This window comes from Streptomyces sp. NBC_00354 (assembly GCF_036106915.1).
In the GTDB taxonomy this organism is placed as follows: Bacteria; Actinomycetota; Actinomycetes; order Streptomycetales; family Streptomycetaceae; genus Streptomyces.
In genome coordinates this window covers 7,297,663-7,321,316 of record NZ_CP107983.1, presented here as the reverse complement: position 1 = coordinate 7,321,316, position 23,654 = coordinate 7,297,663, and the positions used below count along the sequence as shown (strand labels likewise).

The 23,654-nt window shown below is 71.3% G+C and carries 20 protein-coding genes; 14 read left to right on the top strand and 6 right to left on the bottom strand.

What is annotated here, in order from left to right; genetic code table 11:
* Positions 1-86: 86 nt before the first annotated feature.
* Positions 87-1,493 carry an APC family permease gene (locus OHT74_RS33595; RefSeq protein ID WP_328622271.1) on the top strand — a complete coding sequence of 469 codons (1,407 nt, stop codon included), beginning with the start codon at positions 87-89 and terminating at the stop codon, positions 1,491-1,493.
* Positions 1,494-1,519: 26 nt separating this feature from the next.
* On the opposite strand, the gene OHT74_RS33590 is transcribed toward OHT74_RS33595, so the two are convergent.
* Positions 1,520-3,337, bottom strand: a complete 1,818-nt coding sequence (locus OHT74_RS33590; RefSeq protein ID WP_328622270.1) for a glycoside hydrolase family 15 protein — start codon at positions 3,335-3,337, stop codon at positions 1,520-1,522.
* Between the two features lie 70 nt (positions 3,338-3,407).
* On the bottom strand, positions 3,408-3,965 hold the full coding sequence (locus OHT74_RS33585; protein WP_328622269.1) for a DoxX family protein: 558 nt from the start codon (positions 3,963-3,965) through the stop codon (positions 3,408-3,410).
* Positions 3,966-4,081: 116 nt separating this feature from the next.
* On the opposite strand from OHT74_RS33585, the gene OHT74_RS33580 reads away from it, so the two are divergent.
* The 3 genes from OHT74_RS33580 (at position 4,082) to OHT74_RS33570 (ending at position 6,294) form a co-directional block, all read left to right on the top strand.
* The gene (locus OHT74_RS33580) at positions 4,082-4,582 is read left to right on the top strand and encodes a MarR family winged helix-turn-helix transcriptional regulator (protein WP_266669788.1); all 501 of its coding nucleotides are present in this window, start codon (positions 4,082-4,084) and stop codon (positions 4,580-4,582) included.
* A 35-nt stretch (positions 4,583-4,617) separates the two neighbouring features.
* Positions 4,618-4,941: a YkvA family protein gene (locus tag OHT74_RS33575; RefSeq protein WP_328622268.1), complete on the top strand. Its 324-nt coding sequence runs from the start codon at positions 4,618-4,620 to the stop codon at positions 4,939-4,941.
* 69 nt (positions 4,942-5,010) lie between these two features.
* Positions 5,011-6,294, top strand: a complete 1,284-nt coding sequence (locus tag OHT74_RS33570; protein WP_328622267.1) for an SUKH-4 family immunity protein — start codon at positions 5,011-5,013, stop codon at positions 6,292-6,294.
* Between the two features lie 30 nt (positions 6,295-6,324).
* Here the strand turns inward: OHT74_RS33570 and OHT74_RS33565 are convergent, their stop codons facing one another.
* Positions 6,325-6,960 carry an alpha-ketoglutarate-dependent dioxygenase AlkB gene (locus OHT74_RS33565; RefSeq protein WP_328622266.1) on the bottom strand — a complete coding sequence of 212 codons (636 nt, stop codon included), beginning with the start codon at positions 6,958-6,960 and terminating at the stop codon, positions 6,325-6,327.
* A 373-nt stretch (positions 6,961-7,333) separates the two neighbouring features.
* Here OHT74_RS33565 and OHT74_RS33560 point away from each other — a divergent pair, with 373 nt between their 5' ends.
* Complete coding sequence (locus tag OHT74_RS33560) at positions 7,334-9,301, top strand: amino acid transporter (protein WP_328622265.1); 1,968 nt, start codon at positions 7,334-7,336, stop codon at positions 9,299-9,301.
* Positions 9,302-9,450: 149 nt separating this feature from the next.
* The gene (locus tag OHT74_RS33555; protein ID WP_266669778.1) at positions 9,451-9,966 is read left to right on the top strand and encodes a universal stress protein; all 516 of its coding nucleotides are present in this window, start codon (positions 9,451-9,453) and stop codon (positions 9,964-9,966) included.
* A gap of 25 nt (positions 9,967-9,991) precedes the next feature.
* Here OHT74_RS33555 and OHT74_RS33550 read toward each other — a convergent pair whose 3' ends face one another.
* Positions 9,992-10,906 carry an aldose 1-epimerase family protein gene (locus OHT74_RS33550; RefSeq protein ID WP_328622264.1) on the bottom strand — a complete coding sequence of 305 codons (915 nt, stop codon included), beginning with the start codon at positions 10,904-10,906 and terminating at the stop codon, positions 9,992-9,994.
* 277 nt (positions 10,907-11,183) lie between these two features.
* On the opposite strand from OHT74_RS33550, the gene OHT74_RS33545 reads away from it, so the two are divergent.
* Genes OHT74_RS33545 through OHT74_RS33530 form a run of 4 tightly spaced genes read left to right on the top strand, consistent with a single transcriptional unit; the run spans position 11,184 to position 15,105 of the window.
* Entirely contained in the window at positions 11,184-12,026 is an 843-nt protein-coding gene (locus OHT74_RS33545) for an SDR family oxidoreductase (protein WP_266669774.1), read from the top strand.
* A 45-nt stretch (positions 12,027-12,071) separates the two neighbouring features.
* Positions 12,072-13,544: a cytochrome ubiquinol oxidase subunit I gene (locus OHT74_RS33540; protein WP_328622263.1), complete on the top strand. Its 1,473-nt coding sequence runs from the start codon at positions 12,072-12,074 to the stop codon at positions 13,542-13,544.
* Positions 13,541-14,593: a cytochrome d ubiquinol oxidase subunit II gene (locus OHT74_RS33535; RefSeq protein WP_266669770.1), complete on the top strand. Its 1,053-nt coding sequence runs from the start codon at positions 13,541-13,543 to the stop codon at positions 14,591-14,593. Before OHT74_RS33540 ends, OHT74_RS33535 begins: the two co-directional genes overlap by 4 nt.
* Positions 14,590-15,105: a gluconokinase gene (locus tag OHT74_RS33530; protein WP_328622262.1), complete on the top strand. Its 516-nt coding sequence runs from the start codon at positions 14,590-14,592 to the stop codon at positions 15,103-15,105. The genes OHT74_RS33535 and OHT74_RS33530 overlap by 4 nt, the downstream gene beginning before the upstream one ends.
* 4 nt (positions 15,106-15,109) lie before the next feature.
* Here the strand turns inward: OHT74_RS33530 and OHT74_RS33525 are convergent, their stop codons facing one another.
* Entirely contained in the window at positions 15,110-16,855 is a 1,746-nt protein-coding gene (locus OHT74_RS33525; RefSeq protein WP_266673260.1) for a cation:proton antiporter, read from the bottom strand.
* Positions 16,856-16,869: 14 nt separating this feature from the next.
* Complete coding sequence (locus tag OHT74_RS33520; protein WP_328622261.1) at positions 16,870-17,823, bottom strand: DUF389 domain-containing protein; 954 nt, start codon at positions 17,821-17,823, stop codon at positions 16,870-16,872.
* Between the two features lie 157 nt (positions 17,824-17,980).
* Between OHT74_RS33520 and OHT74_RS33515 the strand changes: the two genes are divergently transcribed.
* The 4 genes from OHT74_RS33515 (at position 17,981) to dhaK (ending at position 23,613) form a co-directional block, all read left to right on the top strand.
* Positions 17,981-18,913: a cyclase family protein gene (locus OHT74_RS33515; RefSeq protein ID WP_328622260.1), complete on the top strand. Its 933-nt coding sequence runs from the start codon at positions 17,981-17,983 to the stop codon at positions 18,911-18,913.
* A 128-nt stretch (positions 18,914-19,041) separates the two neighbouring features.
* Entirely contained in the window at positions 19,042-20,619 is a 1,578-nt protein-coding gene (locus OHT74_RS33510; RefSeq protein ID WP_266669763.1) for a GMC oxidoreductase, read from the top strand.
* A gap of 46 nt (positions 20,620-20,665) precedes the next feature.
* The gene (locus OHT74_RS33505) at positions 20,666-22,483 is read left to right on the top strand and encodes a glycoside hydrolase family 15 protein (protein WP_328622259.1); all 1,818 of its coding nucleotides are present in this window, start codon (positions 20,666-20,668) and stop codon (positions 22,481-22,483) included.
* Between the two features lie 125 nt (positions 22,484-22,608).
* The gene (gene dhaK, locus OHT74_RS33500) at positions 22,609-23,613 is read left to right on the top strand and encodes a dihydroxyacetone kinase subunit DhaK (protein ID WP_328622258.1); all 1,005 of its coding nucleotides are present in this window, start codon (positions 22,609-22,611) and stop codon (positions 23,611-23,613) included.
* Positions 23,614-23,654: the final 41 nt, after the last annotated feature.

The following is a 23,654-nucleotide window of genomic DNA, read 5'->3' as shown; positions in this document are numbered from 1 at the left end:
TGAACCACTCTGCTCACCACCGCCTCGGAGGCGATACCGCTCCCGCACCTCAGCTCACCGCACCTGCCGATCGGAACCCCGCACCGATGTCTGAAACGATCAGCGCCCCTCAGGCCCTCGCGCCCGCCACCGGGCCCGTCCCCCAGAAGCTCAAGCGTTCCATCGGCGTCGTCGGCGCAACACTGCTGACGCTCTCGTGCGTGACGCCCGCTTCGACCCTGTTCGTCGTCGTGCCCGACCTGTTCGCCAGCCTCGGCACGTGGACCGCCCTCACGATCGCCATCGGCTCGCTGCTCTGCATCGGCGTCGCGTTCTGCTACTCGGAGCTCGGCACCCTGATCCCCAGCGCCGGCGGCGAGTACGCGATGGTGTCGACCCTCGCGGGCCGGCTGGCCGGGTGGCTGGTGTTCGTGCTCTCCCTGCTGGTCGTGATGATCGTGCCGCCCGTGATCGCCATGGGCACGGCCGACTACCTCGCGCCGATCGTGCACATACCGGCCCCGGTCGCGGGCGGCGGCGTGATGCTGCTCGCCACCCTCGCCGGCCTTCTCGACCTGCGGGCCAACGCCTGGATCACCGGCATCTTCCTGGTGCTCGAGGTCGTCGCCGCGGCGCTGGTCGCCGTACTGGGCTTCGCGCACAGCGAGCGGGGCACCGATGCGCTGGTGCACGGCACGGTCGCGGCCGAGGGCGGCGGCACCTCCACGGTGACCGCGATGATGGTCGTCTCCGGGCTCGCCATCGCCCTCTTCATCACCCAGGGCTTCTCGACCGCGGTCTACCTCTCCGAGGAACTCGAGAACCCGCGGCGCAACGTCGCCCGTACGGTGCTCGCCACCCTCGCCATCTCGACGGCCGTCATCCTGATCCCGGTCATCGCCATCACCGTGGGTGCGCCCGACCTCTCCGCGCTGGCCGAGGGCGACCTCGGCGGCATGGTGACCGCCTGGTCCAACTCGGCCGTCGGCACCTTCGTCAGCCTCTGCGTCGCCCTCGCCATCATCAACGCGGGCATCGTCATGGTGATCCAGAACTCCCGCGTGCTGTTCGCCTCCGCCCGCGACAAGGCCTGGCCCGAGCCGGTCAACCACGCGCTGTCCAAGCTCGGCCGCTTCGGCTCCCCGTGGGTGGCCACCCTCCTCGTCGGCGTCCCGGGCGCGGCGCTGTGCTTCGTCAACCTCGACACCCTGTACGGGGTCACCGGCGTCTCGGTGACCGGCATGTACCTGCTGGTCGCGGTGGCCGCGCTGTTCGCCCGGCGCGGGGCGCACCGCGAGGTGGCCGCGTGGCGGATGCCGCTGTGGCCGGCGGTGCCGATCGTGCTGATCGCCGTACTCGCATACATCCTGACCCAGCAGGAGACCCAGTACCTGCTGTGGACCGGCGGGATCACCGCCGTGGCCACGCTGTACTGGGCGCTGTACCTGCGGCCGCGGCAGGACAGCCGCTGGCTGGTCAGCATCCCGGAGGACGGCGAGCCCGCCGCGGTCTGACCCGCTCCTCGGCCGGGCCGGCGGGATCAGTTCCCGTCGGCCCCGCCGATGCTGTCGACGGCGGGCCGGCCCAGGGTGATGGCCGTGTTCACCAGGCCGACGTGGCTGAACGCCTGCGGGAAGTTGCCGAGTTGGCAACCGGACACCGGGTCGTACTCCTCCGCGAGCAGCCCCACGTCATTGCGTACGGCCAGCAGCCGCTCGAACAGCTCCCGCGCCTCCTTCTCCCGCCCGGTCGAGTGCAGCGCGTCGGCCAGCCAGAACGAGCAGGCCAGGAAGGCCCCTTCGTCGCCGGGCAGCCCGTCCACGGACGGGCCCTCGGTGCTGTAGCGGCGGACCAGGCCGCTGCTGCCGAGCTCCGCCCGGACCGCGTCGACCGTGCCGATCACGCGCGGGTCGTCGGGCGGCAGGAACCCGACCCGCGGGATGAGCAGGGTGGCCGCGTCCAGCTCGCGGGAGCCGTAGTACTGCGTGAAGGTGCCCCGTACGGGGTCGAAGCCGTTCTCGATCACATCCTGGTGCACCTGGTCCCGCATGGTCCGCCACCGCTGCACGTCGCCGAGCAGCGAGGCGTCGCTCTCCATGGTGCGCACGGCCCGGTCCGCGGCGACCCACGCCATCACCTTGGAGTGCACGAAGTGCCGGCGCGGCCCCCGCACCTCCCACAGGCCCTCGTCCGGCCGGCGCCAGTTGCGCTCCAGGAAGTCGAGGAGCGCGAGCTGGATCCGCCAGGCGTGCCGCTCCGCGGGCAGTCCGCTCGACCTGGCCAGGTACAGGGAGTCGAGGACCTCCCCGTACACGTCGAGCTGGAGCTGGTCCACGGCCGCGTTGCCGACGCGGACCGGGGAGGAGGCGGCGTAGCCGCGCAGCCACGGCAGGTCGAATTCGGGGATCCGCCGCTCGCCGCCGATCCCGTACATGATCTGGAGGTCGGCGGGGTCGCCGGCGACCGCGCGCAGCAGCCATTCGCGCCAGGCGCGGGCCTCGTCCAGGAAGCCGGTCTCCAGGAGGGAGCCGAGGGTCAGGGTGGCGTCGCGCAGCCAGCAGTAGCGGTAGTCCCAGTTGCGGACGCCGCCGAGCTCCTCGGGGAGGGAGGTCGTGGCGGCGGCCGCGATGCCGCCGGTCGGCGCATAGGTGAGGGCCTTGAGGGTGATCAGGGAGCGGGTCACGGCCTCCCGGTAGGGGCCCTCGTAGGTGCACTGCTCGCTCCACTCCTGCCAGTCGGCGAGGCCCTGCTCCAGCGCCTCGTACGGGTCGCAGGGCTCGGGGCGCAGCTCGTGCGAGGGGTGCCAGGTGAGGACGAAGGCGACCCGCTCGCCGGCGGTGAGGGTGAACTCGGAGCGGGTGCTGTTGGCCTCGCCCCAGGTGTGCACGGACGGCTCGCTGCGGAACCACACGGAGTCGGGCCCGGCGACGGCGACCCGGTCGCCGTCGGCGCGCCGGACCCAGGGGACGACGTGCCCGTAGTCGAAGCGCAGGCGCAGCACGCTGAGTACGGTGACCTCGCCGGAGAGACCCTCGACGACCCGGATCACGTCGGGTGCGCTGTCGCGCTGTGGCATGAAGTCGATGACCTTGAACGAGCCGCCGTCCGGGGTGTCCCAGTAGGACTCCAGGACCAGCGAGCCGTCGACGTAGGCGCGGCGGGTACACCGCGCGCCGTCGGCCGCCCCGGCCGGGGCGATGCGCCAGTGGCCGTTCTCCTTGTCGCCGAGGAGCGCCGCGAAGCAGGCGGGCGAGTCGAAGCGCGGCAGGCACAGCCAGTCGATGGACCCGTCGCGGCCGACGAGCCCGCTGGTCATGAGGTCGCCGATGAGTGCGTAGTCTTCGATGGGTTGTGTCATTTGTGCGCTGTTCCCCCGAATGCCCGGGTCCAATCAGCGCAGGGCCCGGGCATTCGGCTGCGTGCGAGTACTAGTTGCGTACGAGGAGCAGCACGCTCGCGATGATCACGCCGAGGGCGACGGCGAGGGCGCCGTGGGCCAGGCGGTGGCTGCGCAGGACGGGCAGGAAGCGGTCGGCGGCGTACCGGCCGGGGCCGGTGAGGGCGACGGCGGCGGCGCCCACGGTCAGGAGGAGCTCGTACTCGATGCCCTTCGGGGCGAAGAACGACCCGGCGCCGTGGACGGCGATCGCATTGATCATGGTGCCGACGACCGCGGCTCCGGCGAGCGGGGTGAGCAGCCCGAGGACGAGGCCGAGGCCGCCCAGGGTCTCGGTCAGGCCGGCGAGCACGGCCATGGCGTCGCCCGACGGGTATCCGCTGGCGGTGAAGAACTGGCCGGTGCCGCTGATGCCGCCGCCGCCGAACCAGCCGAAGAGCTTCTGGGTGCCGTGGCCGGCCATGGTGAGGCCGAGGACCACGCGCAGGAGGAGCAGGCCGGCGTCGTGGGCAGGGGTGGAGAGGGCGAGCGGGACGGCCGGGACGGCAGCGGCCTGCGGCTTCGTCGCGGTGACGGAGGGGCTGGTCATGGGGGGATCCTTCCGGTCGGGCGGTCCGGGGCGGGGACGGAGTAGTTCAAATTCGAACCGCCAGCCCCGACCCTAACCATTGATTCAAATTGGAACAACCCGTGTACCCTGGGCCCATGGCTGAAACGAGATGGCTGGACGAGCGCGAGATGCGCGCCTGGAGCGGCTTCCTGGCCGCATCCGCCCTGGTGAACCGCCGTCTCGACCAGCAGCTCAAGGACGATTCCGGGCTCTCGCACCCGCAGTACGAGATACTCGTGCGGCTCGCCGCGGCTCCGGACCGCGAGCTGCGGATGACGGAACTGGCCAATGGCCTGATCAATTCGAAGAGCGGGCTGACCTACCAGGTCACCCAACTGGAGAAGGCGGGCCTGGTCCGCCGCCGCAGCTGCCCCTCCGACGTGCGCGGGGTCTTCGCCGTCCTGACGGACGCCGGCAGCGCCCGCCTGGAGGCGGCAGCGCCCGGCCATGTGGCCACCGTCCGGGAGGCACTGATCGACGTCCTCACCCCCGAGCAGCTCGAGGTGCTCGCGGACGGGCTGGGCGAGGTCAGCCGCCGACTGCGCGAGCCGGGCGGACAGCACGGCGGACAGCACGACAGACATCACGGCGAATAGGCGGATATCAGCGCCCGACGGGGTATAGGGGTGACATGGACGGAACGGTCTGGCTGACGGTCGTCGCGGTCCTCGCCCTCGGGCTGGCGATCGCGGCCGGTGTGCTGCTCCTACGCGTCTTCGCGGCGCGGCGCCTGCTGCTCGACGCCGGGATCCCGCTGCGCGACAAGGCGCTCTTCTGGGTCGCGGTGATCTACACCGTCTCGCCCGTGGACCTGATCCCGGACCCGGTGTACCTCGACGACATCGGCATGCTGCTGCTGGCGCTGCGCTCCCTGCACGCGGCGGCGGGCGCGGTGCGGCCCGGCGCGGTGGAGGCCTCGAGGCCCGCTGCGGCGAAGGAGCCGGACCCCGCGTAGCGGAGGGCGCCTCGGCCCCAACACCCCCTGGACCGGGGACTGTCAGTGGCCTGCGGCACCATGGTCGGCATGCCTCGTGAAGACCTTGATGCCCTGTTCTCCTCGCCCGCCGCCCTGTTGGAGGCCGGAGCCGCCCGCATACGGGAGCGGCCCGGCCCCGGGGCCGGCGGCGGGGCCGGCCGTGAGGTCTTCACCCAGGCCGAGGCCGTGTTCGGGTACGCGGAGGTGTCGCGGGCGGAGTTCGGCTCCTGGCTGCACTTCGCCGCGAAGGTGCTGGGGCACGACGCGTACGCGGAGCAGGTTGCCGCGGCCGAGCCCGGCATGCCGTGGCGGACCGTATGGGCCTGGTGGCGGCCCGTCGGGGCCTTCCGGGCCGAGCCGAACCTCAGCGGGGACGCCTCCGCCGACGTGTTCGACGGGCCGGACGGCCGGAGCCTGCTGAAGGTCTGGTCGCTGTGGACCGAGGAGCGCTGGTTCGATCTGGGCACGGGCGAGCCGTGCCCGGCGCCCGCCGCCGGGGAGTTCACCGAGCGCAAGGAGGATGCCGGGGAGGACGAGCCGTTCCTCTTCGCCCCGGACGAGGACGCCTGGGCCCTGCACTGCCCCGGCACCTGGGAGGACCCGATACCCCTCGGCGGGGGCCGCTTCCTGCTCGCCGAGGCGCGCGGGATCCTCGTGGTGGAGCGCAACGAGGCGGTGGCTGCGGCCGGCTGGCCCACCGGCGGCGCCGACACCTCGTCGTGGGACGAGGGTGCGGGCAATCCGTGGTTCGCAGGCCCGGAGCCGGGCGAGACCCCGCTGGACGCGGCCCGCGTGGAGGCGGTGTTCGGCGCCGATTGGACGGTCCGCATACCTGAGGCGCGGCTGCCCGCGGAGCTGACCCACCTCCCGACCCGGGAGCTGATCAGCACGGTGGGCCTGCCGCGCCACTGGGCGGCGGGTGTGACCTCGTTCGAGCTCGCCTGGACCGAGGAGGGACCGGGGGAGCCTGAGTCCGAAGTCGACTTCGGAGGGCTCATGCACCTGGGGACGTTCGAGCTGGGCTACGCCGACGAGGGCTACGTGCTCCTCCACCCGGAGACGGGCGCGGTGTCGCTGGTCCGCGAGGACGAGGCGCCGTTCCCCTTCGCCCGGGACACGGAGACGTTCGTACGCCTCCTGGAGGCGGTGCGCCGGTTCATGGGGGCGTGCTGGGACCCGTATCCGGAGGAGAACGGCTACGGCTCCTTCCTCTGCGAGGTGGGGAAACTCGAGCCGGACGTCCTGGAGTCCGACGACCCCGAAGAGCCCGGCGCCGCGGTCTGGGAGCACATCTTCGCGGCCATCACGGAACTGAGCGTCTACGGCTACTGACCGGGGCGCGGCCGGCGGCCCGGACCCGGCTCAGCGGACGCCGCGCGGGCGGTACTGGATGCTGATGCGCGGGCCGACGGCGCGGCCGGACTTGGGCACCGCGTGCTCCATGGTCCGCTGGCAGGAGCCGCCCATCACGACGAGGTCGCCGTGCCCCAGGGGCAGGCGCAGCAGGGTGGGGCCGCCGTCGCGGGGGCGGAGGACGAGATCGCGCGGGTCGCCGACCGACACGATCGCGACCATGGTGTCCTCGGTGGCGGACCGGCCGATGCGGTCCCCGTGCCAGGCAACGCTGTCCCGGCCGTCGCGGTAGAGGCAGAGCCCGGCGGTGGCGAAGGGTTCCCCGAGCTCGGTGGCGTAGTGCCGGGTCAGCGTGGAGCGGGCCTCGGTGAGCGCCGGGTGCGGCAGGGGCTCCCCCTCGTCGTAGAAGGCGAGCAGGCGGGGTACGTCGACCTCGCGCTCGTACATCCGGCGGCGCTCGGCCCGCCACGGTACGTCGTCGGCCAGCCGCTCGAACAGCGTGTCGGCGCCGGAGAGCCAGCCGGGCATGTGGTCCACCCAGGCGCCGGAGCCGAGCTGGGTGCGGCGCAGGTCCGAGAGCGGGCCGAGGCGGATCTCGTCGCCCTGGTCGAAGAGGGAGCCCTGGAGGCCGGGGATCGTACGCACGGATCCATCGTAACGCTTCATTCGAACATGCGCTCGATTCAATGCGCGTACGGACCTGCCGCCCCGCGCCCGCTCCCCCGCGAGCGGCCCGTCAAGGTATCGCTAGAGAGCCGTTAAGGAGCCGTCAAGACCGGTCGCTGCCGCGAGCCCGGGCGTCCGTCGGCAGCGGGGCCTACGACGTCACGTCTGCGCAGGTGGGAGCCGGGTCCGGGCCGGATCACCGCTCTCCGGACAACCGGAGCAGCCTGCCGCGCGACGGTGTCAAGGGCTCGTCAGCATGGGAAGGCGCGCGTGCACGAATGATCGGGTTCCGTACGCTTGCCCAGCCGTCGCACCGATGGCCGGATCCAAGCCGTACGAAGGAGCACCCGCGATGGCCACCCCCGCCCAGCCGAGCCGCCTGAGGGCATGGCTCCTGGAAGGCCTGACCGACCAGACGAAGCACAGGTCGGGGCATCGGCCGGAGGAGGAGCCGGGCGAGGGCGGAACCTCCACAGCTGCCGACCACGGGCGGCCGTGGTGGCGGGTGATGTGCCTGACGGGCCTCGACTACTTTTCGACCCTCGGCTACCAGCCGGGCATCGCGGCGCTCGCGGCCGGCCTGCTGTCGCCGCTGGCGACGATCGTGCTGGTGGTGCTGACGCTGCTGGGGGCGCTGCCGGTCTACCGGCGGGTCGCCGAGGAGAGCCCGCACGGCGAGGGGTCCATCGCGATGCTGGAGCGGCTGCTGTCGTTCTGGAAGGGCAAGCTGTTCGTCCTGACCCTGCTGGGCTTCGCAGCGACCGACTTCCTCATCACGATCACCCTGTCTGCGGCCGACGCGACCGCGCACCTGGTGGAGAACCCGCATCTGACCAGCACGCTGAACGGCCACCAGGTACTGATCACCCTGATCCTGATCGCCCTGCTGGGCGGCGTGTTCCTCAAGGGGTTCAGTGAGGCCATCGGGCTGGCCGTGGTCCTGGTCTTCTCGTACCTCGCACTGAACGTCGTCGTCATCGGGGTCGGCCTGTGGCAGGTCATCAGCGAGCCGCACGTCATCACCGACTGGAAGGAAGCACTGACCGCCGAGCACGGCAACGTGTTCATGATGATCGCCATCGCGCTGGTGGTCTTCCCCAAGCTGGCACTGGGCCTGTCCGGGTTCGAGACCGGGGTCGCGGTCATGCCGCACGTCCAGGGCTCCCCGGACGACACGGACGAGAAGCCCGCGGGCCGGATCCGGGGCACGAAGAAGCTGCTGACCACGGCCGCCGTGATCATGAGCATCTTCCTCATCACCAGCAGCTTCGTCACCACGCTGCTGATCCCGCCCGCCCAGTTCCAGCCGGGCGGCGAGGCCAACGGCCGCGCCCTGGCCTACCTCGCCCACGAGTACCTCGGCTCCGCCTTCGGCACCGTCTACGACATCTCGACCATCCTGATCCTCTGGTTCGCGGGCTCCTCGGCCATGGCCGGCCTGCTCAACCTGATGCCGCGCTACCTGCCCCGCTACGGCATGGCCCCCTCCTGGGCCCGCGCCCTGCGCCCGATGGTCATCGTCTTCACTCTCATCGCGTTCCTGGTGACCTGGATCTTCGACGCCGACGTCGACGCGCAGGGCGGCGCGTACGCCACCGGTGTCCTGGTCCTGATCACCTCGGCCGCCGTCGCCGTGACCATCGCCGCCCGCCGGGCCGGGGAGCGCGGCTGGACCGTCGGCTTCGGTGTCATCTCCGCCGTGTTCGTCTACACCACCGCGGTCAACGTCGCCGAGCGCCCCGACGGCGTGAAGATCGGCGCCTGCTTCATCGCCGGCATCATGGCGCTCTCCCTGCTCTCCCGCCTCGCCCGTGTCTTCGAGCTGCGCGTCACCCACATGGAATTCGACGACATGGCGCAGCGGTTCATCCGCGACACCGCCAACCGGACGATCCGCTTCATCGCCAACGAGCCGGACAGCCGGGACCTTGAGGAGTACCGGCAGAAGAAGCAGCAGATCCGCGCGGACAACGACATCCCGGCCGAGGACGACGTCATGTTCGTCGAGGTCACCGTCCTGGACGCATCCGAGTTCGAGTCCGGGATGCGGGTACGCGGCGAGGTGCTGCACGACCGCTACCGCGTCCTGACCCTGGAGAGCTCCAGCATCCCCAACGCGCTGGCGGCGCTACTCCTGCACGTCCGCGACGAGACCGGCCAGCGCCCCCACATCTACTTCGAGTGGACCGAGGGCAACCCGATGGCCAACTTCTTCCGCTTCTTCCTCTTCGGCCAGGGCGAGGTCGCCCCCGTCACCCGCGAGGTCATCCGCGAGGCGGAACCCGACCGCAACCGCCGCCCCCACGTCCACGCCGGCTGACGCCGGCCCTCGAAGCGGAGCAGCAGCATCAGGAACCCGTCATGGTTCGCGGCTTCCGCATCAGGAACCCGTCAGCGGGCCTACCCGGCCCCGCCCGCCCGGCGCTTGTATGGGCGGGCGGCAGCAAACCGGATGAGGGGTGGGGCGCAGTGCGGCACAGGGTCGTGGTCGGTGTGAGCGGGAGCTCCGGCAGCCTGACGGCCCTGCACCGGGCCGCCGGCGAGGCCCGGGTACGGGCTGCGGAGCTGTGGGTGGTCCTGGCCTGGCAGGGTCCGGGCGGGGACGTCGGCAGCCGCGGCCCGGCCGGCGCCGCGGTGCTGGCAGCCGCCCGGGCCGCGGCCGTGGAGCGGTTGCGGCTGGCCCTCGACACCGCGTTCGGCGCGGGCGGCCCGGGCGTGGTCCTCGAGGGCCACGCCGTACGGGCCACGGCCGGCGCGGCCCTCGTGGACGCGGTGGACGGCCCCGGGGACCTGCTCGTCGTGGGGACGGGGGCGCGCGGCCCGATACGCCGCCTGCTGCGGCCCTCGGTGGCCCGCTACTGCCTGGCGCACGCGCCCTGCCCCGTACTGACCGTGCCGCCGTCCCCGCTCCAGGCCGAACTCGACGCCGTCCACCGGCGCAACGTGTGGCGGCTGCCGCTGGACGCGCGCGAGCTCGCCGAATGAGAGTTCCGGCCGGCCGGGTCGGTCGCTACCCCAGCCAGGGTGCGAGCCCCCACTGCAACGTGTGCTGAGCCCCCGGTTCGAGGCGCACGCGCGCGGTGTCGCAGCGGAAGGCGTCGGGGCCGCAGCTCATCGGCTCCACGGCGACGCTCCGGCGCCGGTGCGGCCCGGGCAGGGTGTCCCCGGTGAACACCTGCACGAAGTCCGCCCCCTCGCCGAGCCACAAATCGGTACCGTACGCGCCGGACGGCTCGGCAAGACGTACGACGGCACGCCCGTCCGCCTCCCGCCGCAGGTCCGTGAAGGCCGTGTCCAGCCGCTGCGGGCCGATGGGCCGCAGCGCGCCGAAGTCGTTGGGCGTCCCCGAGACCGGCTCGGACGCGACGGGCAGGCCGCGGTCGTCGGTGCGGAGCCAGGTCCGGGCGGGAACGGCCAGCAGCATGGCGTCGACCGTGCAGGGTCCCGCCGCGAGATACGGGTGCTGGCCGACACCGTACGGTGCGGGGGTGTCGCCGACGTTCCGCGCGGTGATCGTGACCGTCATACCGCGGCTGTCGAGTGCGTACTCGGCCCGCGCCACCAGGTGGAAGGGGTAGCCGGGTTGCGGCCAGAGCGTGGTAGCCAGCACCACGCGGCCGTCCGCCTGCTCCACCGCCTGCCACGACGTCCAGCGCAGCAGACCGTGGATGGCATTGGCGTGTTCGATCTCGTTGAGGGGCAGCTGCAGTTCCTGCCCCTGCCACCGGTACCGGCCGTCTCCGATCCGGTTGGGCCACGGCAGGAGGAGCTGTCCGCGTCCGCCCTCGATCGGGTCGTCGGCGTCGAAACCGTCGACGACCAGGCGCTCGGCGACGGAGTAGTGGCGCAGGGCGCCGCCCAACTCCACGACGACGACGGTCTGCGGACCACAGGTCAGCCGGAACTGGGCACCCGTCCGAAGCATGTTCGCCATCCTCGCCGGTGGCGGTCAGGGTTCGGGATCCCGCACACCGGGTGGTTCCATTCCATCACCGTGGGGATTGCATCGCACCTCGGCGGGGCCGTCCCTCACCGTGGGCGGGCATGCATCAGCCTGCCTCCCGAGCCTCCATTGAGCCGTTCGGCTCGGGAGAGCACTCCAATGGGCCAGCGGCAGTCGTGCCGCCGGGCCGCGGCCATGCCGCAGTGCTCTCGTTGTGGCGCGGATTTCGTGTCGCCGCCAGCACCCAGGGAGCGTTTCAGTGGAAGCCAGCAGCAGTGACCGCAGTCGAACGCTCCTTCTTCCGCAGGTCCTCAAGGGGCAGAAGGCCCTGGTGACGGGGGCGAACTCCGGCATCGGCAAGGCCACCGCGATCGGCCTCGGACGGGCGGGCGCCGACGTGGTCGTGAACTACGTCTCCGGGCAGGACGCCGCGGAAGAGGTGGTGCGGGAGATCGAGGGCTTCGGGGTCCGCGCCTACGCGCACGAGGGCGACGTGTCGCAGGAGGACCAGGTCGTCGACATGGTGGCCCGGATGGTCCAGGAGTTCGGGACCATCGACGTCATGGTCGCGAACGCCGGTCTGCAGCGGGACGCCGCGGTCACCGACATGACCATGGCCCAGTGGAGCAAGGTACTGGACGTCAACCTCACCGGTCAGTTCCTGTGCGCCCGCGAGGCGACCAAGGAATTCCTGCGCCGCGGCGTCGTGCCGGAGGTGTCCCGCTCCGCCGGGAAGATCATTTGCATGAGCTCGGTGCACCAGATCATCCCCTGGGCCGGGCACGTGAACTACGCCTCCTCCAAGGGCGGCGTACAGATGCTCATGACCACGCTCGCGCAGGAGCTCGCCCCGCACCGGATCCGGGTGAACGCCGTCGCTCCGGGTGCGATCCGCACGCCCATCAACCGCAGCGCCTGGGACACCCCCGAGGCCGAGGCGGACCTGCTGCGGCTCATCCCGTACCGCCGCGTCGGCGACCCCGAGGACATCGCGAACGCCGTGACCGTCCTTGCCTCCGACCTGCTCGACTACGTCGTGGGGACGACGATCTACGTGGACGGGGGCATGACCCTGTTTCCCGGGTTCGCCACCGGTGGCTGAGGCCCGCAGTCCTTCAGCCGTCCGGCACGAACTGCTAAGGCTCACATGAACAGCGCGATCGCGATCATGGCGGACACCCCTCCGCAACTGCTCCCTGCCCGCGAACTCATGGCCTTCACCCTGGCCTCCCACATCCTGCTCGTGCCCTTCGGCGTGGCCCTGCCCGCCATCACCCTCCTGATGCACTACCGCGGGCTGCGCAAGGGCGACGCGGTCGCCCTGCTGCTCGCGCGGCGCTGGTCGGCGGTCATGGCCGTGCAGTTCGCCATCGGCATCGTCACCGGTACCGTGCTGTCCTTCGAGTTCGGCCTGCTCTGGCCGGGCCTGATGGGCAGGTGGGGCGATGTCTTCGGCCTCGGATTCGGGGTCGAGGCGTGGGCGTTCTTCCTCGAAGCGATCCTCATCGCCATCTACCTCTACGGCTGGCGAAGGCTGAAGCCGTGGACGCACTTCTGGCTGGGTCTGCCCCTGCCGCTGACGGCGCTGCTGGGGGCGTTCGGAATCATCGCCGCGAACTCCTGGATGAACACGCCGCGCGGCTTCTCGCTCGACGCGGACGGCAACCCCGTGGACGTCAACGTCCGCAAGGCGATCTTCACGCCGATGTTCGGCCCCGAGTACTGGCACTTCGTGGCAGGTGTCGTCCTGACGGCGGGCTATGTCGTGGCCGGGGTGTACGCGGTCGGCTGGCTGCGCGGCCGGCGTGACCACTACCACCGGCTCGGCTTCACCGTGCCGTTCACCGTCGCCGCGATCCTCACCCCCGTGCAGTTCATGCTCGGGGACTCCATCGCCCGCTCGGTCTTCCACAAGCAGCCGGTGAAGTTCGCCGCCACCGAGATCGTCTGGAAGACCGATACCCACGTACCCGAGTACATGTTCGGACGCCTGCATCCCGACGGGTCGATCTCCGGCGGGATCAAGATCCCCCAACTGGACTCGATCCTCGCCGGTTTCAGCCCGGACACCCAGGTGACGGGTCTGTCGTCGGTCCCCGCGAGCGACCGCCCGACGGCGACCCAGGCCACGATCGCCCACTGGGCGTTCGACATCATGGTGACGATCGGAAGCCTGCTCGTCCTGCTCGCGCTCTGGTACGGCTGGTGCTGGCTGCGCCGCCGCGACCTGCCGCGCTCACCATGGTTCTTCCGGTGCGCCGCCGTGGCCGGGGCGGCGTGCCTGGTGACGGTGGAATGCGGCTGGATCACCACCGAAGTGGGACGCCAGCCCTGGATCGTCTACGAGAACATGCGCGTGTCCGAAGCCGTCACGGACACCCGGGCCGCGTCGCTGTGGGCGATGCTCGGAATCGTCATCGTGGTCTACACACTGATCTTCGGCACCTTCCTGGCCGTCCTGCTCAAGATGCGCACCCGCTGGCGGGACGCCGATGAACAACAGGGCGACGCTCACACCGCCGGCACTCCGGAAAGTGACACCCCCTACGGGCCCCGCCGGACGACCGCCGCGGCCGCACCGGATCACGGCACTGCACGCGGTGACGGAGGAGGGCAATGATCCAGGACGTCGTGGCCTGGGTGCTGCTGGCCGCGGTGGCCGCCTACGCGTGTGCCGGCGGGACCGACTACGGAGCCGGGTTCTGGGATCTGTTCGCGGGCGGCGCCGAGCGGGGCAAGCGGCCCCGGTGGCTGATCGACCACGCCATGGAGCCCGTCTGGGAGACGAACAACGTCTGGCTCATCTTCGTCCTGGTGATCATGTGGACGGGCTTTCCGGTCCTGTTCCAGACGATCTTCACGGCCATGTGGCTCCCCCTGGCGCTCGCGGCCGTCGGGCTCGTCCTGCGCGGTGCGGGCTTCGCCCTCCGCAAGCCCATGACACGCCTCGCGCGCCGCAGGATCTACGGCGCCGCCTTCGCCGTGTCCTCCCTCCTGGTGCCCTTCTTCCTCGGAGCGGTGGTCGGCGGCCTGGCCACAGGCCGGGTCGCTCCGGGGACGAAGGCGTCCGCCGACGCATGGTCCAACGGGACTTCCGTGCTCGCCGGGCTGCTCACCGTCGCCGCGACCGCCTTCCTGGGCTCGGTGTTCCTCACCGCCGACGCCCGCCGCTTCGACGCCCCCGACCTCGTCCACTACTTCCGGCTGCGCGCCTGGTGCAGCCTCGGGGTCATCGCCGTCCTGGCCGTCGTCGGCCTCGCCGTCACCCACCACGACGCGCGCTACGTCTACGACGGCCTCACCAGCGGCATCGGCCTGGCCCTCGTCGTGGTGGCCGTCGTCAGCGCCGTGGCCACCGCCGGGCTGCTGTACCGCACGGCCACGGGCTGGGCGAGGATCACGGCGGTCGGCAGCGTCGCCCTCGTCGTGGTCGCCTGGGGGCTGGCCCAGCGGCCGTACCTCATCCCCACCTCGCTGACCGTGGACCAAGCGGCCGGGGCGTCGACGACACTGCGCTGGCTGCTCCTGGTCACGGTCATCGCGATGGTGCTCGTCGGACCGCCGCTGGTCCTGCTCTACCGGCTGGACACCAGCGGCACCCTGCAGCCTCTCGCCGAGAACGACCTGCGGCGGACAGCCGCGAACCGGGATCCGGGCACGGATCGGTGATCGTGGTGGTGCTGGGCGTGGCGGGCGCCGGGAAGAGCACCGTCGGCAGGGCCCTGGCCGAGGGACTCGGAGCGGTGTTCCTGGACGGTGACGACCTCCACCCCGCCGCGAACATCGCCAAGATGACCGCCGGCCGCTCCCTGGACGACACGGACCGCGCCCCGTGGCTGCGTACGCTCTCGGACCGGATACGGCAGTCCTCCCGGTCGGGCCGACGGCTGGTCGTCGCCTGCTCGGCCCTCAAGCGCGCGTACCGCGACGAACTCCGCAGGGCCGCCCCGGGCGTCTGGTGCCTGTACCTGGCGCTGGACCGCGACACCGCCCGGGCCCGGGTCTCCCGGCGGACGGGCCACTTCATGCCGCCGCGCCTGGTCGACTCGCAGTTCGAGATCCTGGAACCGCTGGAATCCGACGAGCCCGGCGCGACCGTCGACGCCACCGCCGGCCCCGAGGTCACCGTGGCTCGGGCGCGTCGCGCCGTCGCGGACTTCGGCAGGGGGCCGGCCCGCTGAGGAATCAACCGCCCAGGAGTACGGCGACGTCCCCGGATCGCGGCACCGGACCGCCGGTCCGGGTGACGGGCAGCAGCGTGCCGTCCGCACGCACCAGGAACAGCAGATGGTGTCCGGCCGGGACGGGCCCGTCGAGGCGACGCGTGACGAGGCGGGCGCCCTGGTCGTAGCGGCGGGACAGCTCGGCTCCGGTCAGCGCGGGATCGAAGAGCACCTGGCCGCCGGTGTACGGGGCGACGACGCCCTGGCTGTCGGTCGCCGGCCCCAGGCGGTACACCGAGCCCTCCACGCTGCCCTGGAGGTTCATGGAGGCCAGGGCGTTGAAGTCGCTCTCGTCGGTGAGGAGCAGGACGCCGGTGAGACCCTCCAGCTCGGCGCCCGAGCCGGTGGCCGCGGCGAACAGCTCCCCGGGGGCGAGTTCGAGCCCGGCGGCCCTGATCCGGTCCCGCTGCGCATCGTGCCCCGCCCACATGACGACCTCCAGCCCGGCCGACCGCAGGGCCAGTCCCAGATCGACCACCCAGGGATCGCCGCCCACGAGCAACGGCCGGGAGCGCGACGGGCGCACGACGCCCAACCGCTTCGCGACCGGCACGGCGGTGAGCCCGTAGAGCGTGACGGTCACCACGATCACCACGAACGTGGCGGGAAGGATCTTCGAGGCGCCGCCCACGCCCTCGTCGGCCAGCGTGGCCGAGAACGTCGAGGCGGTCGCCGCGGCCACGATGCCGCGCGGCGCCATCCATCCCAGGAAGCCCCGCTCCCCGCGCGTCAGATCCGTACCGAGCGACGCGACGGCCGCCACGAGCGGCCGGGTCACCAGGACGAGGACCGCGACGAGAGCGAGCGTCGGCAGCACCACATGGCGCAGCGAATGGGGGCTGACGGTGGCCGAGATGGAGATGAACAGGAGGCCGATGACCAGATGCACCAGGGTCTCGAAGAAGGGATTGCGGGCGCCCGTGTCGGAGCCGGGCAGGTTCGCCACCGCCAGCCCCATCAGAACGGCGGCGATCAGGCCCGTGTCGTCCCGGATCACGTCGCAGGCCGCCGCGACACCGATCACCGCGGCCAGCTGGACCGTGGTGCCCAGCACCGCCCCCGGCCGCAGCCCGCGCAGCAGCTTGAGCACCACGGTCCCCACGATGCCGCCGGCCAGGCCCACCGCGACACTGGTGGTGAACGACAGCACCTTGCTGCCGAAGCCGCTGCTGTTCCCGGCCACCACGGCGTGGAAGACGAGGGCCCCCAGGATGGCCCCCACCGGGTCGATGAGCGTGCCCTCCCAGATGAGGATGTGCTGCAGCCGTTCCGTGGGACGTACGAAGTTGAGCAGCGGTCCGACGACCGTGGGGCCGGACACGATCAGGATGGCCCCGAGCATCACGGCCGCACCGCCCGACATCCCCAGCAGAACGCCGGCGAGCAGCGCCGCCGACCCTGCGGTGAGCAGCCCGCCGAGCCAGATCAGCCGCACCACGACCCGGCGGGTGTGCGCCCTGAACCGCTTCAGGTCCAGGCCGAGCCCGGCGTCGTAGAGGATCACCGCGACGGCCAGCGAGACCAGCGGGGAGAAGGCGGCTCCGAGCAGTTTCTCGGGGTTCACGTCACCGGTCAGCGCGCCGGCGGTGAATCCGACCGGCAGCAGGACGATCAGCGCGGGGATGCGCAGCCGGCTCGCCAGCAGCTGGGAGCCCACGGCCAGGACGACGATCAGTCCGAGGCCCGTGAACACCTGGTCTTCCGACAAGGCGGCGGCTGCGTTCACGGCCCTGCCCGCCGGTTCCGGTGCGCACTGACACGCCGCCACATCGCGCGCTGGACCTTGAGCGTCCCGGTTCCGACCAGGATCAGTACGGCGATGTTGAGCAGCAGTTGGAACAGGGATCCCAAGGCCTCGTCCCAGCTGGCGAACGCGCACGAGACCCCGATGTCGGCTGCCGCCGGGATGGTGGTCACCGAGATGAAGACGCCGAGCAGTGCGCTGGTGCGGGCTTCGGTCAGCGAGACGATGCCCACGATCCCGGCGAGCACGGCCACCACCGCCGAGAAGAAATTGGGTGTGTTGATCAGGTTCGACACCGGCCTGATCCCGAGCTCGAAGGCCTGCGACTGGAGGCCGAAGCCGCGGACGAGCAGGCCGAACAGGAAGGTGGCGGCCACGGCCAGCGCAGAGCCCACGAGCAGCGCCGCCAGGCCTTCCCGGACGGGTGACCGGGAACGGTGGTCGATGCCCAGGGCGACGCTGGTGACGGCTCCGTACTCCGGACCGACCACCATGGCCGCGACGATGAGGATCTGCGAGTTGGTGATGATGCCGACCGCACCGATGACACCGGCGATGACCATGAAGAGGTAGAAGCTCGGGGGGTACCGCCCCTCGGCCCGGATACGGGCCTCGACCTGCTCCCATACCGGCACGCGCAGCCGGGATCCGAGCACCTCGGCCCCGGCTCTGGCCGCGTGATCGGAGAAGGCCGTGTCGATCGGGTCGAGAACGATGGACCCCCGCCGTTCGAGTCCGAGGTCGCGGAGCCCGCGCAGTACCTCGTTGGCGACTCCGGTGAGGACATCGCACGCGATGGCGTCGCCGTCGGGGTTTCGTACGCTGTCGGGCTGCAGGGAGAGGTTGAGGACACACGGCTGGGCGCTCAACAGGGCCATGACACGTCCCGTGAGGTCCGGTGGACTCACGGCCCGGACGTGCAGCATGTCCAAGCGAATCTCCGCGTGTGAGAGGGAGGCGCACGGGTGCGCCGGGCCCGGACAGGCCCCGCTCGTCCATTAACGCGGCGGCCCGGGAGCTCGGCAAATCGGATGCGGCCGGGTCACCGCTCAGCGCGCGCCGGCAGCGGGTGTGCGGGATGGTGAGGACATGGGTACGCCCGACGGGATGAGCGAGGCCGGCTTCCGCTCGCTCTATGGTGAACTGCGCCGTACGGCACCCGGCGGCGGCGCACCCCTGGGAGCTCTGGGCACCCTCACCCCCGCACAGACGCTGGCCGCCGTCAGCGAGGTCAGCTCCGGCCGCACGGTCTCGCTCGCCGCGCCCGTGAACACCCGCGAGGGACCGGACAACGCCGAACCGGCGGAGCACCGGCTCACCGCCCCCGTCGGCGGCGTCCCGGACCCGGGCGGCCTGCAGTTCGCCCGGGACCGCATCGCCATGAACATCCACGGCGACGTCGACAGCCACATCGACGCGCTCTGCCACGTCATCTACGGGGGCACCCTGCACGGCGGCGTTCCTGCGGCGGACGTACTCTCCCCGGACGGAGCCGCGGCCCTGTCCATCGACCTGGCCCGCGACGGCATCGTGGGCCGGGGAGTGCTCCTGGACGTCCCGCGCCTGCACGGCACCCCCTGGCTCGAACCGGGATCGCACGTGACCGCCGAGGATCTTGCTGCCGCCGAAGCGCGGCAGGGGCTGCGGGTCGGCAGGGGCGACATCCTCCTCGTACGCGTCGGGCACCGGCGGCGGCGTGAGGAGCTCGGCGCCTGGGACTCGGCCGGCGCGCGGGCCGGACTCCACCCGACTGCCCTGCGCTTCCTGGCCGACCGCCAGGTGGCCGTACTCGGCAGCGACGGCAACAACGACACTGCTCCCAGTGCCGTGCAGAGCGTCGCGTTCCCGGTGCACGTACTCGCCATCCATGCGATGGGGCTGCACCTGCTCGACTACCTGCAGTTCGAGGAGCTGGCCCCCCTCTGCGAACGGGAGGGCCGCTGGTCGTTCCTCTGCGTGATCGCACCACTACGGCTGCCCGCGGCGACGGGTTCTCCCGTCAACCCCATCGCGATCCTGTGACCGGCCGGGCATCCCGGCGTTCCGGCCCGCCCGATTCGCTGGGCATCCCCGCCGGAGCTACGTTGTAGATGCGATACGGACCCCAACTCACCCGACAGGAGCAGTCATGCTCCGGGGAGGTGGCCCGCATGACCGAGGCGCGGGAGTACGACGTCATCATCATCGGCACGGGCGCCGGCGGCGGCACACTCGCCCACCGCCTGGCGCCGACCGGCAAGCGGATCCTCCTCCTCGAGCGCGGCGACTATCTGCCACGTGAACGGGACAACTGGGACTCGACCGCGGTCTTCGTCAAAGGGAAGTACCGCGCACCTGAGTTCTGGTACGACAAGCACGGAGACCGGTTCCCGCCCGAGGTGAACTACTACGTCGGCGGGAACACCAAGTTCTACGGCGCCGCGCTCTTCCGGATGCGCCCCGAGGACTTCGGCGAAATCCGCCACCACGACGGCGTCTCTCCCGCCTGGCCGCTGAACTACGGCGACCTGGAGCCGTACTACACGCAGGCCGAGCATCTCTACCTCGTGCACGGGCGGCACGGCGAGGACCCCACCGAGGGGCCGGCCAGTGCCCAGTACGCATACGGGCCCGTGCAACACGAGCCGCGCATCCAGCAGTTGAGCGACGATCTGGAGAAGCAGGGCCTGCACCCCTTCCACCTCCCGATCGGGGTGAACCTCGTCCAGGACGACCAGGGGCGGGCAGCACACGGGAGCGCCTGCATCCGCTGCGATCGCGTCGACGGCTTCCCCTGCCTGGTCGGCGCGAAGTCGGACGCCCAGGTCATCTGCGTGGACCCGGCCCTGGAACACGCCAACGTCGAGCTGATCACGCATGCCGATGTGCGCCGGCTCGAGACGGACGCCACCGGGCGCAGCGTCACTTCGGTCGTCGCGGAGCTGGAGGAGGGCACCGTCCGGTTCGCCGCCGCTATCGTGGTGGTGGCCTGCGGGGCCGTCAACTCCTCCGTCCTGTTGCTGCGTTCGGCCGACGACAGGCATCCTCAGGGCCTGGCCAACAGCTCGGACGTGGTCGGCCGGCACTACATGCGGCACAACAACCTGGCCCTGATGGCGGTGTCCAAGGAGCCGAACGACACCAAGTTCCAGAAGACGCTGGCACTGCACGACTGGTACCTGGGCAGCGACGACTGGGACTACCCTCTCGGCGGTATCCAGATGCTCGGCAAGTCCGACGCCGAGCAGATCCACGGCGAGGCACCGCGCTGGGCCGGTGCCGTCACCCCGGACATGCCCTTCGAGGTGCTCGCCCACCATGCGGTCGACTTCTGGCTGTGCGGCGAGGACCTGCCGGCCCCCGGCAACCGCGTCACCCTCGACGCGGACGGCGCCATCCACCTCGCCCTCGACGAGAAGAACAACATCGCCGGGCTGAAGCGGCTGCAGCACAAACTGCAGGGCATGCTCGGTCACCTGGGCATGCACGAGCACCATCTGCTGCCGCACAGCATCTACCTGCACAAGGGCATGCCGATCGGAGCCACGGCGCATCAGGCCGGCACCGTCCGCTTCGGCCGCGACCCGCAGAGTTCCGCGCTCGACGTGAACTGCAAGGCCCACGACCTCGACAACCTCTACGTCGTCGACACGAGCTTCTTCCCGAGCATCGGCGCGGTCAATCCCTCGCTGACGGCCATCGCCAACGCGTTGCGCGTCGGAGACCACCTCGCGGAGCGACTGCAGTGACCGGACCCGGGCGGATCACCGCTGAGGCGTCCTGAGGAGGAGAATCATGGAGCGCTACCCGCCCATCGCCGACCACGGACTCGTGGGGGACCTGCAGACCGCAGCTCTGGTGTCGTCCAGGGGCGTGGTCGACTGGTTCGCAGCGCCACGGTTCGACTCCCCCAGCATCTTCGCCTCGCTGCTCGACCACGACGGGGGCGGGCACTTCCTGCTCGCGCCGGAACAGGACGAAGGGACGTGGAGACAGCTCTACTACCCGGACACCGCGGTCGTGGTGACCCGCTTCATGTCCCCCGACGGGGTCGGCGAGACCGTCGACTACATGCCGGTCCACCAGGGCCTCACGGCATCCGACCGGCACACCCTGGTGCGGGTGATCCGCGCGGTGCGCGGCACGGTGCGCTTCTCCCTCGAATGCCGCCCCCGCTTCGACTACGCGCGGGCACCCCACCAACTCGACCTGGCAGAGCGCCGGGCGACCTTCCGGGCGCCCGGGACGACCGCGTTCCTGCAGGCCACCTTTCCGCTCGATCGGGACGGCCAGGACGTCCGGGCCTCGATCACGCTCAAAGCGGGTGAGGCGGAGGCTGCGGTGTTCACCACCGGCGGGGAGGGCAGCACGCCGCCGCCGCCGCCGGAGCGCGAGAGGATCACCGAGGAGCTCTGGGAACAGGTCGACTACTGGCAGAAGTGGGTGCGCAGGTCGCGCTACCACGGCCGCTGGGCGGAGATGGTGTACCGCTCGGCCATCACGCTCAAGCTGCTCACGTACGCCCCGTCCGGCGCGCCGGTCGCCGCCGCCACCATGGGACTTCCCGAGCAGGTCGGCGGCGAGCGCAACTGGGACTACCGCTACACCTGGGTGCGGGACGGATCCCTGTCGGTACGGGCCCTGCTCGACCTCGGCTTCGTGGAGGAGGCGACCCGCTTCACCCACTGGCTGGGCGACCGCCTGCGCGCCCACGAGGGTCCGGACGGGGAGCCCCTGCAGATCATGTACCGGGTCGACGGTGACCCTCACCTGACCGAGGAGATCCTCGAGCACTTCGAGGGCTACCGGGGTTCGTACCCCGTGCGGGCCGGAAACGCGGCGATGGACCAGTTGCAACTCGACATCTACGGCGAGGCGATGTACGCCCTGTCCGAGGGCCAGTCGATCGCCATACAGGGCGATTACCACGGATGGAAGGCCCTCGCCCGGACCCTGGACTGGCTCGCCGACTCCTGGGACCGGCCCGACGAGGGCATCTGGGAGACCCGCGGCGGCCGGCAGGACTTCACCTACAGCCGCGTGATGTGCTGGGCGGCATTCGACCGCGGCCTGAAGGTCGCCACCGAGTTCAGCCGGCCGGCCGACACCGCCCTGTGGACCAAGGCCCGCGACGACATCCTCGAACAGGTGATGGAACGCGGCTGGAGCGACGAGCAGCAGTCCTTGGTCCAGCACTACGGCAGCCACGTCCTGGACGCCTCGCTGCTGCTGATTCCCCGGGTCGGATTCCTCGCGCCGAGGAGCACGAGCTGGCTGTCCACCCTCGACGCCATGGACCGGGTCCTGGTGTCCGACAGCCTCGTCTACCGCTACGACCCCGCAGCCTCCCCCGACGGCCTCCGCGGCTCGGAAGGAACGTTCAGCCTCTGTACGTTCCTCTACGTGGACGCCCTCGCCCGCGCGGGACGGCTGCCGCAGGCCCGCTACACGTTCGAGAAGATGCACACGTACGCCAACCACATCGGCCTGTTCGCCGAGGAGATCGGCCCCAGCGGCGAGCAACTCGGCAACTTCCCCCAGGCCTTCACCCACCTCTCGCTCATCATGGCCGCGACCACTCTGAACGAGGCCCTCGACGCCGCCCAGCGCTGAATCCGCAGCCGTCCCCGCCGGATACGGCGGCCTGGTCGCGGGCAACGGGCTGCTCTACCGTCGCCATCGGGCCCACTGCCCGGAGGCTCACCAGGCTCACTGGTTGACCCGATCAGGAGACACACATGCGGATGCTGATCAACAATCCCAAGACCGTCGTCGCCGATGCGCTGCGGGGGATGGCAGCCGCGCATCCCGAGCTGGCCGTCGATGTCGAGCGGCGGGTCGTCGTACGGCGGGACGCGCCGGGCGGTGGCAGGGTCGGGGTGGTGTCCGGGGGCGGGTCCGGGCACGAGCCGCTGCATGCCGGGTTCGTGGGGTACGGGATGCTGTCGGCCGCGTGCCCGGGGGAGGTGTTCACCTCGCCAGTGCCCGACCAGATGCTGCGGGCGGCCGCGGCCGTGGACGGCGGGCAGGGGGTGCTGTTCGTCGTCAAGAACTACACCGGTGACGTACTGAACTTCGAGATGGCCGCCGAACTCGCCGAGGAGGACGGCCTGCGGGTGGAGCGTGTCCTGGTGAACGACGACGTGGCCGTCACGGACAGCCTGTACACGGCGGGGCGGCGCGGCACCGGGGCGACGCTGTTCGTCGAGAAGATCGCCGGTGCCGCCGCCGAGGAGGGCGCCCCGCTGGAGCGGGTCGCGGCACTCGCCCGCCAGGTGAACGCGTCCTCCCGCAGTTTCGGGGTGGCGCTCAGCGCGTGCACGACCCCGGCGAAGGGCAGTCCGACGTTCGACCTGCCCGACGGGGAGCTGGAGTTGGGCATCGGCATCCACGGCGAGCCGGGCCGCGAGCGGCGGGCCATGATGCCGGCGCGGGAGATCGCGGAGATCGCGGTGGGCGCCGTACTGGAGGAGCTGACGGAGCTGGGGCCGGCGGACGGGCCGGTGCTGGCGCTGGTCAACGGCATGGGGGCGACGCCGCTGCTGGAGCTGTACGGATTCCACGCGGAGGTGGCCCGGGTGCTGGCGCAGCGCGGGGTACCGGTGGCGCGGACGCTGGTCGGAAACTACGTCACCTCCCTGGACATGGCGGGGTGTTCGGTGACGTTGTGCCGCGTCGACGAGGAGCTGCTGCGACTGTGGGACGCGCCGGTCCGGACGGCGGCGCTGCGGTGGGGCTGCTGAGAAGGTGAGCGGACAAGGTGCGGACAATGTGAGGAGACGGA

Coding starts and splice junctions, on each gene's coding strand:
- OHT74_RS33595 (WP_328622271.1), top strand. CDS start 87: ATGTCTGAAACGATCAGCGCCCCTCAGGCCCTCGCGCCCGCCACCGGG.
- OHT74_RS33590 (WP_328622270.1), bottom strand. CDS start 3,337: ATGACACAACCCATCGAAGACTACGCACTCATCGGCGACCTCATGACC.
- OHT74_RS33585 (WP_328622269.1), bottom strand. CDS start 3,965: ATGACCAGCCCCTCCGTCACCGCGACGAAGCCGCAGGCCGCTGCCGTC.
- OHT74_RS33580 (WP_266669788.1), top strand. CDS start 4,082: ATGGCTGAAACGAGATGGCTGGACGAGCGCGAGATGCGCGCCTGGAGC.
- OHT74_RS33575 (WP_328622268.1), top strand. CDS start 4,618: ATGGACGGAACGGTCTGGCTGACGGTCGTCGCGGTCCTCGCCCTCGGG.
- OHT74_RS33570 (WP_328622267.1), top strand. CDS start 5,011: ATGCCTCGTGAAGACCTTGATGCCCTGTTCTCCTCGCCCGCCGCCCTG.
- OHT74_RS33560 (WP_328622265.1), top strand. CDS start 7,334: ATGGCCACCCCCGCCCAGCCGAGCCGCCTGAGGGCATGGCTCCTGGAA.
- OHT74_RS33550 (WP_328622264.1), bottom strand. CDS start 10,906: ATGCTTCGGACGGGTGCCCAGTTCCGGCTGACCTGTGGTCCGCAGACC.
- OHT74_RS33540 (WP_328622263.1), top strand. CDS start 12,072: ATGAACAGCGCGATCGCGATCATGGCGGACACCCCTCCGCAACTGCTC.
- OHT74_RS33535 (WP_266669770.1), top strand. CDS start 13,541: ATGATCCAGGACGTCGTGGCCTGGGTGCTGCTGGCCGCGGTGGCCGCC.
- OHT74_RS33515 (WP_328622260.1), top strand. CDS start 17,981: ATGGGTACGCCCGACGGGATGAGCGAGGCCGGCTTCCGCTCGCTCTAT.
- OHT74_RS33510 (WP_266669763.1), top strand. CDS start 19,042: ATGACCGAGGCGCGGGAGTACGACGTCATCATCATCGGCACGGGCGCC.
- OHT74_RS33505 (WP_328622259.1), top strand. CDS start 20,666: ATGGAGCGCTACCCGCCCATCGCCGACCACGGACTCGTGGGGGACCTG.
- dhaK (WP_328622258.1), top strand. CDS start 22,609: ATGCGGATGCTGATCAACAATCCCAAGACCGTCGTCGCCGATGCGCTG.